Annotated in this window: 14 protein-coding genes and 1 tRNA gene; 3 read left to right on the top strand and 12 right to left on the bottom strand. The window is 41.9% G+C overall.

Annotated features, from left to right (window positions below):
• Positions 1-18: 18 nt before the first annotated feature.
• From gpmI to rpoN, 7 genes are all read right to left on the bottom strand, one after another.
• Positions 19-1,551, bottom strand: coding sequence for a 2,3-bisphosphoglycerate-independent phosphoglycerate mutase (gene gpmI / locus LC090_RS03855; protein ID WP_226655464.1), 1,533 nt, complete (start codon positions 1,549-1,551; stop codon positions 19-21).
• Positions 1,544-2,305, bottom strand: coding sequence for a triose-phosphate isomerase (gene tpiA, locus LC090_RS03850; RefSeq protein WP_226655462.1), 762 nt, complete (start codon positions 2,303-2,305; stop codon positions 1,544-1,546). Before tpiA ends, gpmI begins: the two co-directional genes overlap by 8 nt.
• A gap of 41 nt (positions 2,306-2,346) precedes the next feature.
• Entirely contained in the window at positions 2,347-3,531 is a 1,185-nt protein-coding gene (locus LC090_RS03845; protein WP_226655460.1) for a phosphoglycerate kinase, read from the bottom strand.
• A 125-nt stretch (positions 3,532-3,656) separates the two neighbouring features.
• Entirely contained in the window at positions 3,657-4,664 is a 1,008-nt protein-coding gene (gene gap, locus LC090_RS03840) for a type I glyceraldehyde-3-phosphate dehydrogenase (protein WP_224882168.1), read from the bottom strand.
• A gap of 47 nt (positions 4,665-4,711) precedes the next feature.
• Positions 4,712-5,743, bottom strand: a complete 1,032-nt coding sequence (locus tag LC090_RS03835) for a sugar-binding transcriptional regulator (protein WP_226655458.1) — start codon at positions 5,741-5,743, stop codon at positions 4,712-4,714.
• Positions 5,744-5,891: 148 nt separating this feature from the next.
• Positions 5,892-6,128: a glutaredoxin family protein gene (locus LC090_RS03830; protein WP_226655456.1), complete on the bottom strand. Its 237-nt coding sequence runs from the start codon at positions 6,126-6,128 to the stop codon at positions 5,892-5,894.
• Between the two features lie 84 nt (positions 6,129-6,212).
• Complete coding sequence (gene rpoN, locus LC090_RS03825; protein ID WP_226655454.1) at positions 6,213-7,508, bottom strand: RNA polymerase factor sigma-54; 1,296 nt, start codon at positions 7,506-7,508, stop codon at positions 6,213-6,215.
• 190 nt (positions 7,509-7,698) lie between these two features.
• On the opposite strand from rpoN, the gene LC090_RS03820 reads away from it, so the two are divergent.
• Positions 7,699-7,974 (top strand): hypothetical protein, encoded by a 276-nt coding sequence (locus tag LC090_RS03820; RefSeq protein ID WP_226655453.1) that lies wholly within the window; start codon positions 7,699-7,701, stop codon positions 7,972-7,974.
• Between the two features lie 237 nt (positions 7,975-8,211).
• On the opposite strand, the gene LC090_RS03815 is transcribed toward LC090_RS03820, so the two are convergent.
• Positions 8,212-8,290, bottom strand: a tRNA-Arg gene (locus LC090_RS03815).
• 186 nt (positions 8,291-8,476) lie between these two features.
• On the opposite strand from LC090_RS03815, the gene LC090_RS03810 reads away from it, so the two are divergent.
• Complete coding sequence (locus LC090_RS03810; RefSeq protein WP_226655452.1) at positions 8,477-8,863, top strand: hypothetical protein; 387 nt, start codon at positions 8,477-8,479, stop codon at positions 8,861-8,863.
• 165 nt (positions 8,864-9,028) lie between these two features.
• Entirely contained in the window at positions 9,029-9,613 is a 585-nt protein-coding gene (clpP, locus tag LC090_RS03805) for an ATP-dependent Clp endopeptidase proteolytic subunit ClpP (RefSeq protein ID WP_098445023.1), read from the top strand.
• Between the two features lie 116 nt (positions 9,614-9,729).
• Here clpP and LC090_RS03800 read toward each other — a convergent pair whose 3' ends face one another.
• From LC090_RS03800 to rapZ, 4 genes are all read right to left on the bottom strand, one after another.
• Entirely contained in the window at positions 9,730-9,984 is a 255-nt protein-coding gene (locus tag LC090_RS03800) for an HPr family phosphocarrier protein (RefSeq protein ID WP_224596393.1), read from the bottom strand.
• A 253-nt stretch (positions 9,985-10,237) separates the two neighbouring features.
• Positions 10,238-11,179 carry a DNA-binding protein WhiA gene (gene whiA, locus LC090_RS03795; RefSeq protein ID WP_226655451.1) on the bottom strand — a complete coding sequence of 314 codons (942 nt, stop codon included), beginning with the start codon at positions 11,177-11,179 and terminating at the stop codon, positions 10,238-10,240.
• A gap of 40 nt (positions 11,180-11,219) precedes the next feature.
• Positions 11,220-12,188, bottom strand: a complete 969-nt coding sequence (locus LC090_RS03790; RefSeq protein WP_226655450.1) for a gluconeogenesis factor YvcK family protein — start codon at positions 12,186-12,188, stop codon at positions 11,220-11,222.
• A gap of 1 nt (position 12,189) precedes the next feature.
• On the bottom strand, positions 12,190-13,080 hold the full coding sequence (gene rapZ / locus LC090_RS03785) for an RNase adapter RapZ (RefSeq protein WP_226655449.1): 891 nt from the start codon (positions 13,078-13,080) through the stop codon (positions 12,190-12,192).
• Positions 13,081-13,117 lie beyond the last annotated feature (37 nt).

The raw sequence follows: 13,117 nt of genomic DNA, 5'->3' as shown, positions 1-13,117 counted from the left end.
ATCTCCTTTAAATGTAAGTTATTTAATTAATGATTTTCCTGTCATTTCTTTCGGTTGCTTGCCGCCAAGCAAATCGAGAAGTGTTGGTGAAAGGTCCGCAAGAATACCATCTGTACGAAGCTCTACACCTTCTTTTGTAACGATAACAGGTACTGGGTTCGTCGTATGAGCGGTCATCGCATCGCCATCAAGCGTTGTCACTTCATCTGAGTTCCCGTGGTCAGCGGTGATAATGGCATGTCCGCCTTTTTCAGTGATTTTATCAACGATCTTACCAAGACATTCGTCAACCGCCTCTATGGCTTTGACTGTTGGTTCAAGCATTCCGGAATGCCCAACCATGTCAGGGTTCGCAAAGTTTAAGATAATTGCATCGTGCTTATCGGCATCGAGTTCTTTCAGCAACGCGTCCGTCACTTCATAGGCGCTCATCTCCGGTTTCAAGTCATAGGTTGCAACCTTCGGAGAGTCGATAAGAATGCGTTCTTCCCCAGGAAACTCTTCTTCGCGTCCACCGCTAAAGAAGAACGTAACGTGTGGGTATTTTTCAGTCTCAGCAATACGCAGCTGCTTGTAATCTTGTTGAGCGAGTACTTCACCAAGCGTATTATCAAGGTTTGTTGGTTTGAAAGCAACGTCGCCTCCAACTGTTTCACTAAAACGAGTGAGTGAGACAAAATGAAGATTTTTCGGACGTTCTTCCCCACGATCAAAACCGCGGAAATCATCATTTGTAAACACTTGTGAAATCTGGATTGCTCGGTCAGGACGGAAGTTAAAGAAGATGACAGCATCTTCATCATTTACCGTCGCAATCGGTGAACCGTCTTCTTCCGTCATAACAGAAGGAAGAACGAACTCATCATAGATTTCATTTTCGTAATTATCATCAATCATCTCATATGGGTCTTTGTAAGAAGGGCCTTCACCGTATGCCAGGGCACGGTAAGACTTTTCAACACGATCCCAACGTTTGTCGCGGTCCATGGAATAATAACGGCCTGAGAGCGTCGCAAGACGACCAACTCCGACTTCTTCCATTTTATCCTCTAACTGCTGAATGTAGGTTTTCGCAGATTGTTGGCCAACATCGCGACCATCAAGGAAACCGTGAACGTACACATCTTCAAGTCCCTGCTTCGCAGCAAGTTCAAGAAGAGCGAAAAGATGTTTAATGTGACTATGAATCCCACCATCAGAAAGAAGTCCAAACAAGTGTAGGCTTGTTCCTTTTTTCTTCACATGGTCAATCGCTTCTAAAAATGTTTCGTTCTCAAAGAAGTCGCCTTCTTCAATCGCGAGATTTACTCTTGTTAAGCTTTGATACACAATGCGTCCTGCACCGATATTCAAATGACCAACTTCAGAGTTCCCCATTTGTCCCTCTGGAAGACCAACAGCTTTCCCACACGCTTGTAGGGTTGCGTGAGGATATTGGTTCCAATAACGGTCAAAGTTTGGTTTGTTTGCGTGTGCTACGGCATTCCCTTTTTCTTCATCTCGAAGGCCGAAACCATCTAAGATAATGAGAGCTTCTGGCTTTTTAGGCATTCTGACCAGCCTCCAAAAGCTGTAGGAAAGATTTCGCATCAAGGCTTGCGCCGCCGACTAGAGCACCATCAATATCGGATTTACCCATAAGCTCGTCAATGTTACCAGGTTTCACACTGCCGCCATATTGGATACGGACCGCATTAGCTGTTTCGTCAGACGTTTCGTCTTTAAGGACGCCGCGGATAAATGCACATACATCATTTGCTTGATCGCTTGTCGCTGTTTTACCAGTTCCAATTGCCCAGATTGGCTCATATGCGATAACAGATTGAGCTACCTGTTCATTTGTTAAACCAGCGATTGCTTTTTGAACTTGTCCTTTTACAATATCTTCTGTTACGTCGCTCTCACGCTGTTCAAGCGTTTCACCGACACAGATGATTGGCGTTAGATTATGTTTAAACGCTGCATGAGTTTTTTGATTCACGATTTCGTCCGTTTCACCAAATAGCTCACGACGTTCAGAGTGACCAAGAATGACATAGCCTACTCCAAGATCGTTAAGTGCTACAGGGCTAATTTCACCTGTAAACGCGCCGTTTTCTTCAAAGTGCATGTTTTGAGCACCTACTTGAAGTGCTGTTCCTTCTAGCTCATCCGTTAAATAATCAAGGAAAAGAGCAGGAGCACAGACAACGGAATCTACGCGATTGCCATCAGGAATAAGTCCTTTCACTTCGTCAACAAAGCTCTTTGTTTCCGTAAGTGTTTTGTTCATCTTCCAGTTACCTGCGATGATTGGTTTGCGCATGTTCACTCACCATCCCTTTATAAGATTAAAACATAAGTATTTTATTTGTCGTTCAGTGCGACAACCCCAGGAAGTTCTTTCCCTTCCATGAACTCAAGAGAAGCACCACCACCAGTAGAGATGTGGCTCATTTGATCAGCATAGTTGAATTTCTCAACCGCTGCTGCAGAGTCACCGCCACCAATAACAGAGTACGTATCTTTTGCGTTCGCAAGTGCTTCAGCTACTGCTTTTGTTCCATTTGCATAGATATCAAGCTCGAATACACCCATTGGTCCGTTCCAGATAACGAGTTTTGACTCAGCGATCACTTTGCTGTACGTTTCTCTCGTTTTTGGTCCGATATCAAGTGCTTCCCAGTCAGAAGGAATTTCTTCAATGCTTACGACTTTCGTGTTGGCATCATTGGAGAAATCGTCGCCAATCACAACGTCTTGTGGCATGTAGAAATTAACGCCTTTTTCTTTTGCTTTATCCATGAAGGATTTCGCAAGATCAATTTTGTCTTCCTCAAGAAGGGATAAGCCAACTTCATGTCCAAGAGCCTTCACGAATGTGTAAGCAAGTCCACCGCCAATGATCAAGTTATCTACTTTATCAAGTAGGTGATCAATCACACCGATTTTGTCCTTAACTTTTGCTCCGCCGATGATTGCTGTGAATGGACGGGAAGGTTCTGTTAGAGCACTTCCAAGAACTTCAAGTTCTTTCTCCATAAGAAAACCAGCTACAGCAGGAATATGATGAGCAATGCCTTCTGTTGAAGCGTGAGCACGGTGTGCAGCGCCAAAAGCATCATTTACGTAAAGATCTGCCATTGCAGCAAATTTCTTCGCAAGTTCTTCATCATTCTTCTCTTCTCCAGCCTCAAAACGAACATTCTCAATAAGAAGAAGATCGCCATCTTCAAGATCTGCAATCGCACGGTCAACTTCTTCACCATACACTGCATCTGTTTTTGTAACGGTTTTGCCAATAAGGTCGCTTAAACGGTCTGCAACCGGATCAAGACGTAGCTCATCAACAGCTTCACCTTTTGGTCGACCAAGGTGACTTGCCAGAATAACTTTTGCTCCCTGATCAGACAAATGCTTGATCGTTGGAAGTGCTGCTTTAATGCGTGTTTCATCTGTTACCTTTCCATCTTCCATAGGTACATTGAAATCAACGCGGCAGAATACCTTTTTGCCTTTTAACTCGACGTCACGAATTGATTTTTTGTTCATCACGCATGTCCTCCTCTGCACAAAGTATTAAAAGGTTTACCTTTTAACTAAAGCTATATCGTTAGTAATGACAATGGAAAAGGAGGAAGGCCCAAGACTTCCTCCTCCTCTATTAACAATTCTTATTATAGCCCTTTTGCAGCGATGTAGTCGACTAGATCTACAACACGGTTAGAATAGCCCCACTCGTTGTCATACCAAGAGATAACTTTAACCATGTTTCCATCGATACCCATTGTAGAAAGACCATCTACGATTGAAGAGTTCGGGTTACCGTTGTAGTCTTTTGATACTAGTGGCTCGTCGCTATAACCAAGGTATCCTTTAAGATCGCCTTCAGCAGCTTCTTTAAGAGCAGCGTTTACTTCGTCAACTGAAACGTCTTGATCAAGTTCAGCTACAAGGTCAACGATTGATACGTTTGGCGTAGGTACACGCATAGCCATACCATTCAACTTACCATCAAGCTCTGGAAGTACAAGAGATACTGCTTTAGCAGCGCCTGTAGATGTTGGAATGATGTTTTCAGCAGCCGCACGAGCACGACGGTAGTCTTTATGTGGAAGATCAAGAATTTGCTGATCGTTTGTATAAGAGTGAGTTGTCGTCATTAGACCGCGCTTAATACCGAACTTGTCATTCAATACTTTAGCAACTGGTGCAAGACAGTTCGTTGTACAAGATGCATTTGAGATAACGTGGTGGCTAGCTGCATCGTACTTGTCTTCGTTAACACCAAGAACAACTGTGATATCTTCGTCTTTAGCTGGTGCGGAGATGACAACTTTCTTAGCTCCTGCTTCAAGGTGCTTCGCAGCATCGTCACGGTTTGTGAAACGGCCAGTGGATTCGATTACCACTTCAACACCAAGATCTCCCCATCCAAGTTGTGCTGGGTCGCGCTCAGAAAGAACTTTGATTTCAGTTCCGTTAACTACAAGATTCTCACCGTTAACTTCAACTTCAACATTAAGTTCTCCATGTACGGAATCGTATTTAAGAAGATGTGCAAGCATGTTTGCATCTGTAAGATCGTTTACAGCTACAACATCAACACCAGGGTTGTTTAATGCTGCACGGAATACGTTACGTCCAATACGTCCAAAACCGTTAATACCTACTTTTGTTGCCATTGTGTAGTTCCTCCTTGAATTTCCTCGTTTCCCGAGGTGTGTTTTATTTAATAAAGGGAATCTCCCTCTAATAACGCTTTAGCGGCGCCTTCATCAGTTACAAGGATACTTTGGATCCCTGTCTTTAGATAGGCTTCGATGGCTTTTGCTTTCGAACGGCCGCCGGCTACCGCAATGACTAATTCACTACGTTCTAAATCTTCAAGCTGTAGTCCGATTGTCTTCACTTTGTGAACGACTTCTCCTGACTGATTGAAGTAATACCCAAACGCTTCAGCAACAGCATGCTCTCGCTCAATCTTTTCAACAACATCAAGCGTAGACTTACGCCTCTGTGCCATCGTTCTAGCTTCCCCAATCCCATGAACCACAATACCGGCTGACTTAATTATCTCAAGGATATCTTTCACGCCAGGTTCTTCTATAAGAGATTGGTACGCTTCTTCACTTAGCTGATCTGGAACATGTAGCAAACGATAGTCGGTATGGGCTTTTCTAGCCATCTTCGCACAAATCGTGTTCGCCTGATTTTCAACTTGTTCACCGAGACCCCCTCGGGCCGGAACAAAGAGCGTTCCTTCCATATCTGAAGAAGGAATCATCATGTCGGCTACACCTGCGAGTGTGGTCCCGCCCGTCACAGCAATCACTCTATCTTTTAGCTGAAACTTTTTCAAGCGTCCCACAGCGGCTCTGCCCATTTCTTTCTTTACCCAGGGAGTTCCATCACTATCACCAGGGACAATAAATACTTCCGGTATGCCAAGTTTATCTTTCAGGCGTTTTTCGAGGTTATCGAGACCGGAAACTTCATTCATTACCGGTTCTAGTTCTAATAGAAGCTGTTCACCTTCTTCTGTCAGGTGCATACCTTGTACAGACATATGTAGTAGCCCCTGATCTTTCAAGAACGTTACTTCACTTCGAAGAACTCGCTCCGTTATATCCAGACTGTTCGCAAGACTTCGGCGGCCAATAGGCTGCATTAGTCTTAGTTGTCTCAATACCCGATAGCGCTTATTCATAACTTCTAGCATGTCCGGCAATAATTTTTGTTGAAGTGATAATAATGAGCGCATAGTTCGTCTCCCCTGTCGTTCTTCATCTCCTGAGACGTATTATGTCCCGCTTAGACATTTTTAGTCCCACCTGGATCAAAAAGAACTTCTTACATTTTTCATTGTAGCAGTTGCCAAAAGCATGGGCAACTATGTTATACTGAAAATTTTAAAGTAAGCGTTTTCTTAGTGTTTTTTTTGAAATCCGACCATAATCAATGATATCCCCATCGATTTCAACTACCGGAATCATTAACATAAACTTTTCCAACAGTTCCTCATCGCTATATATATCAATCGTCTGGAATGAGAACGACATTTCATTCTGAAGCTCCTCGAGAAGGTGAGCCGCCTCATCACAAAGCGGACATGTCGCTTTCGAATATAAAATAACCGATTTACTCACGTGTTAAACCTCCCCTCTTACAATTTTTAAGTTTACTGAATAAGATATTCTAATGCAAAAAAAGAGCCGCCTGCTCGGCAGCTGTTACGTAAATCGCTTTCGCTTTGATGAACTTAAGATCTTTAATTCGTCTCGGTACTTCGCAATTGTTCGTCTTGATACATCAATTCCCCGCTGAATATGAAGGGCTTCTACAATTTTTTGATCAGATAACGGTTTAAGTTTATTCTCATTCTCCACAAGTTCTTTAATAAATAGTTTCACACTGGAAGAAGAAGCCCCTTCTCCAGATTCACTCGCTAGCTTTGAAGTGAACAAATCTTTTAATGGGAACAAACCATGCGGCGTCTGAACATATTTGCTTTTAATGGCACGACTTACTGTCGACTCATGAACTTGAGCTTCATTAGCTACTTCCTTTAACGTAATGGGCACAAGCTCACTCATACCGTTTCTTAAAAACCGCTGTTGATGAACAATCACAACATCCATAATCGCCCTTAACGTTTGTTTTCTCTGTTCAATACTTTTCATTAACCAGCTCACTTGCTGATATTTGTTTTTTAAGTACTCGGCCGCCTCGTTATTTTTAAACGATTGATACGTGTTACTCACTTTCATCGCAGGTAAATCATCGTCAAGTAACGCAACGATAAACCGACCGTTTTTCTCCGTGATCATCACATCAGGAACGATGTAAGTAGGCTTTTCCACAACCCATTTTGATCCTGGGCGCGGATCAAGGTCTGCTACTAAATCTGCTGCCTGCTGAATCTGCTCAACTGACACATTATATTGTTTTGAAAGCACTCGATATTTCTTTTCTGCTAACGCTTTCAAATCATGTGATACAAGTGCGCGAGCAAGTTCAAAGACAGTCCCTTGCCCTTTTATCTGTAAAAAAAGACATTCCGACAATGAGCGAGCCCCTATACCAGGAGGATCAAGCAACTGTACTTGTCGGACCGCTTCCGTTAATTCAATTTGGTCAACACGCAAATAAGCCATCACTTCTGGCTCATTTATTCGCAAATAGCCACTTTCATCAATGTTATCGATTAAATAATGGACAATGCCGGTTATTTTTTTGGGTAGGCTTATACATCTCATCTGCTCGTGCAGTTCATCATGCAGACTTTTCTTTGTTTCCGCATATTCGATCGGATCTTGTCTCGTGCCACTATCGTAAGAGCGTTTAGAAGAACGAATGCCTCCGTCCCAGGATGGTGACTGTAGTTCAATGAGTGGATTTTCAAGAGCCTGTTCTTTCACGTACTCCAGTAATTCAGCTGTGGAATATTGGAGTATAGAAATCGCTTGATGCAACTGGGTTGTCATGACTAGTTTCGTTGTCTGCTTTTGTATCAATCCTAATTCCATCGCAATCCCTCCACCTTCATCATACTATATCGTTTCATCTTATGGTATGAAAAACTAAAAATGAGCAGAATTTTCTGTTTTTTCAAGATGGTTCTTGACACCATTTTTATGAAAATTGATGAAAAAGCCCGTCCTTTAGTCAAATTTCAACATAAACTGTTACATAGAGAGAAAAAAGGAGGCAAATACCATGGATTTAGCTGTATATGGAATTGCTTTGCTTCCAGTCATCATTGGAGTAGTACACCTCTTCAAGGTGTTTGGTTTTCCGGTAAGGTTCTTACCCATCCTTTCTATTATCATCGGAATAGTGATGAGTCATATCTACGTCGAACCGGAAGATTTTAAGAAAGCCTTCTTCATCGGATTATGGCTTGGACTATGCGCTACTGGAATGCACTCAGGCTTCAAACACACGATGAATGGAGCAGGCAGCAATAGACGTGATGATGATCAAGATTGTTAGAAGGCACGACTGATAGCAAAAAGAGTGGACGAGTTCTACTCTTTTTTTTATTTTTGCTTGATCATGAAACAAAAACCGAGAAATTAACACTATTAGCACCTATAGTCATTTTCATAAACAATTTCTACTCCACGTGGACACTTTTATAGTTTTCAAGAGTGTCGTACATCATATAGATAGAAAAGAACAGCAAAAATCCCCCTCACGTATAAGCGAAGGGGATTGGAATGATATATTTGGTGCGCCCGGAGGGATTCGAACCCCCGACTGACGCGGTACCGGAAACCACCGCTCTATCCAACTGAGCTACGGGCGCGCTTTATTAGCGCAAACATTATTATACGGGATTCTCCCTTTTTTTGCAAGGTGATTTTCACCTAAAACGACTAGCTGTTCTTCGATTCGTTTGATCCCTGAACTTTGAGTTTTCAAAGTCCTTGACGTCTCAATTGTCTCATAGTAAAGTAAAACCAAACATATGTTCTCTTAGGCGGTGATGATCGTGTTCCAATTAAGTAAAGAAGAAACGAAGGCATTAAGACATTACCTCTTACTTCCTTACGTAAAAAGAGTGCTGGAAATTGATACAACCTGGGTAAAACAATCTAGAATGAAGCTTCCTCGCCCTTACATGGAACTGATTCGATCATCTATGACACTTGCCTCCACTGATTTAAAATGGGCCAAAGCCTTGCTTCACGAAAAAGGAATTCGTGTCTACATTGAAGAAACAAAAGAAGATGTTGTCATTTGCAAAGTCTTCTGTCGTGGGTACAATCAAACCTATCGCTATTCTTCGATTCAAATACGAAATCAGGTAGAGAGACGAATCTTAGCCTATTTCTTAGCAGATGACCGACTCAAAAAAAGGAGCACTCGATCTGTTTAAAATAAGGAAAGGCGGGGAAAATGGATGTAGGTAGAGAAGGAGAAAATATCACCTTATTCATCTTTTCGAAAATCATACAGCACTTTATTTGACCTATATTGACCTTTTAGGTATGATGAACGTACAGCAACTACATATTCCATTATAATAAAGGAGGAATTTTAAATGGTTTTAATTCCAACGGTAATTGAACAAACGAACCGCGGTGAAAGAGCGTACGATATTTATTCTCGTCTTCTTAAGGACCGTATTATTATGCTAGGAACAGCAATAGACGACAACGTTTCAAATGCAGTCGTTGCTCAGCTTCTTTTCCTAGCTGCAGAAGATCCTGATAAAGATATCTCACTTTACATTAATAGCCCTGGTGGTTCGATTACAGCAGGTATGGCAATTTACGATACAATGCAATTCATTAAGCCAAAAGTATCCACAATCTGCATCGGTATGGCTGCTTCAATGGGTGCCTTCCTTCTCGCAGCTGGTGAACCAGGTAAGCGTTATGCACTACCAAACAGTGAAGTTATGATTCACCAACCGCTTGGTGGTACACAAGGTCAGGCTTCTGACATTGAGATTCACGCAAAACGCATTATTCAAATGCGCGAAAAGCTGAACAAAATTCTTTCTGAACGCACAGGTCAACCACTTGAAACAATTGATCGCGATACAGATCGTGACCGTTTCATGGAAGCAACAGAAGCGAAAGAGTACGGCTTAATTGACGAAGTTATGGAAAAGAAAGCATAACGTCATCTTAAAAGAGCCTTTCCTGAATTAGGAAAGGCTCTTTTTTTGATGAAAAATGGTTATCATAATAAAAAACGAAGGCTACCGCGCGCACTCACCGGTAAGCCTTCGTTTTTTTAGTCTTTTTGTACAAAATCAATGAGTGAAGAGATGGCATCCTCTTCGTCATTACCATCAACAGTTAAAATAACGGAAGCTCCTGTCCCAACCGCAAGGCTCATGATCCCCATGATACTTTTAGCATTCACTTTTTTACCGTCTTTCTCAAGAAAAATATCAGAATTAAATCGGTTGGCTTCCTGCACGAAAAGAGCCGCAGGTCGAGCTTGTAATCCTGTTTCTAATGTCACAACAACTTCTTTTTGAACCACTTGTTCATTCCTCCCTTATTGATAACTGCTGATAAGAAAAACGGATCGAGGACTTTGTTTAGCATGTGCTAAAAACAGGTGTCAGCAGATGCTCGTTTTCTTACCTTAAACCTAAGTAAGCGCTATCTCAGACTGTGAAAAATTTAGAAAAACGTCATTCCCCAAGCAAGGGAATGATTGTTTTTCTTTACTTTGCTACTAGCGAAAAAAGCTACCTCCCACCATTTAGGTGGAAGCTATTTTTGTGAATGACCTATGAAATGGGTTTACCATCACGTAGTTTGTCAGCTATTTGGTCAATTTTTCTCAATCTATGATTGATACCCGATTTGCTAATCGCTCCACCCGTAACCATCTCGCCAAGTTCTTTTAACGTCACATCCTGGTGCTTCACTCGAAGCTCGGCAATCTCCCTTAATTTATCGGGAAGAATTTCGAGGCCAACTTCTTTTTGGATGAAGCGGATATTCTCGACCTGGCGAAAAGCGGCGCCAACTGTCTTATTCAAATTGGCTGTTTCACAATTCACAATCCGATTCACGGAATTACGCATATCTTTCATAATGCGAACATCTTCAAAATAAAGCAGTGCCTGATGGGCCCCAACTACACTTAAAAACTCCGTAATCTTTTCGCCTTCTTTAATATAAACAATGTACCCTTTCTTTCGCTCGAGCATCTTTGCATTTAAACCAAATTCATTCATCAAGTTACAGAGTGACTCTGTATGCTCTTCATACATGGAAAAGATCTCAAGATGATACGAGGTTTCAGGGTGATTAATTGAACCTCCTGCAAGGAATGCGCCCCTTAAATAAGAGCGTTTGCAACAGGCCTTTTTTGTGAAATCTTGCGAAATCGTTCTCGTAAACGTAAATGCGTTATCCATAATACCGAGATCTTCAAGAAGTTCTCTCGCTTTTGCTGAGACCCTAACAATGTATACATTGTTTTTCTTTAATCTCATTTTCTTACGAACAAGCAATTCAACATCATAATTGTAAATCCGCTTAATAAGCGTATAAATCCTTCTTGCAATGGCAGCATGTTCCGTTGGAATGTTAAGAATCAACTGTCTGTTACCAAACGAAATCGATCCGTTCATTCGTATAAGTGCTGCTAGCTCTGATCTTGCACAACAAGGTTTGCTTTCTAACTGCGTTAATTCTTTCTTTGTATCAGCAGCAAATGACATTGCCATCCCCCCTTTTTCATGCAGGGGCCCCACTGACCCATCATGGTCTTTTATCGTCTAATAAAGATAAAAGAATCGATGATATTTTTTTCGCATCATGGCGTACATATTTCTCATCGTATTGGATAATTTTATCACTGATTACATGAAAACCAAAGCTCTTCAGACGATTTTCGTCATATTGCACAACCTCTGCTCGTTCTTGTGCATAACGTTTTTCATAAAAAGAGGGAATCATTTCTTCATTTACAATAATCGTATCCATAAGTTTATAGCCAATGTGATCAATGAGTGCCTGCACGTGGTCACTCGCCGTATAATTTTCAGTTTCACCTAACTGAGTCATGACATTACAAACGTATACTTTTCTTGCTTTTGCCTGCTGAATTTCTTTCGCAATGCCCGGCACAAGTAAATTCGGTAAAATGCTTGTATACAGGCTACCTGGTCCAAGCACAATCAAATCGGCTTCTCGAATGGCCTGGATTGACTCAGGTAATGCTTTAATGCCAGGTGGCGAAAGAAACACTCGCTTAATGGTTTTATTAACCTTTGGAATTTGTGATTCACCTTTGACAAACGTTCCATCACGCATTTCCGCGTGTAAGACAATGCTTTGATTTGATGCTGGGAGTACTTCTCCTCTCACGTTTAGAACGCGACACATTTCTCTTACACCTTTCACAAAGTCACCCGTGATATCCGTCATAGCAGCCAGCATCAAGTTGCCAAGCGAATGTCCTGATAGACCATTTCCGTTTTTAAAGCGATGCTGCATCAACCCTTCTAATAAAGGTTCCACTTCGGATAGAGCTGTAATGACATTTCGCACATCGCCTGGAGGAGGAATATCAAACTCGTCACGCAATCGACCTGAACTTCCTCCGTCGTCCGCTACTGTTACAATGGCAGTGATGTCGACAGGAAACTTCTTAAGTCCACGTAGAAGTACCGATAGGCCTGTTCCTCCGCCAATGACGACAGCCTTTGGCAGATTAGTGTCATTCATATTATTTGTGACCCTTCCCTTTTTCAATATCCCGATGCGTAATATTTGTTCGATACTCTGATTCAAAATGATGACCAATATGTTCTGCAAATGCAACAGAACGATGCTTTCCACCTGTACAGCCAATGCCTATAACAAGCTGACTTTTCCCCTCTCTCTTATACTGAGGAAGCATATAGGCAAGCATATCAATTAATTTCTCTAGAAAGATTTGCGTATCTTTCCACTTAAATACATAGTTCGCGACTTCTTCCTCCACACCTGTTTTTGGACGCAAATGCTCCACATAGTGTGGATTGGGAAGAAAACGAATATCAAACACTAGATCAGCATCAATTGGAATGCCGTATTTAAAGCCAAAAGACATGACATTTACGCCGAAGTTTTCTTTTTCATTGTTTGAAAAACGATCCATAATTTTTTCCCGAAGCTGAACAGGTTTAATATCGCTCGTATCAATGATTTGCTGTGCGCGTCCTTTTAGTTCTTCCAGCATCTCTCGTTCTTTCTTGATACCTTCAAGCGGCAACCCTTCTGGCGCAAGCGGATGGGAACGTCTCGTTTCTTTATATCGTCTGACAAGCGTTGAGTCTTTTGAATCAAGGAAGAGCACTTCTGCGTCCAGTCGATCATGGGAATCCAAGTGATCAACAGCTTCGACAAGGTGATCAAAGAAGTCTCCACCACGTAAGTCCATTACAAGCGCGACTTTATTTAATTTCCCTTCAGATCCGTCTACCATTTCAACGAACTTTGGTAAAAGGGCTGGCGGCAGGTTATCAATACAGAAGTAACCAATATCTTCAAAGCACTGCATCGCAACCGTTTTACCCGCACCACTCATTCCTGTAATAATGACCATATGAATGCGCTTATCGATTGAATCGGTCATTTTCCCCACTCCGTTTCTCGATTTCTCTTATTGGTAT

This window comes from Guptibacillus hwajinpoensis (assembly GCF_020524165.1).
In the GTDB taxonomy this organism is placed as follows: domain Bacteria; phylum Bacillota; class Bacilli; order Bacillales; family Guptibacillaceae; genus Guptibacillus; species Guptibacillus hwajinpoensis_D.
This window is presented reverse-complemented; position numbering and strand designations above follow the sequence as displayed.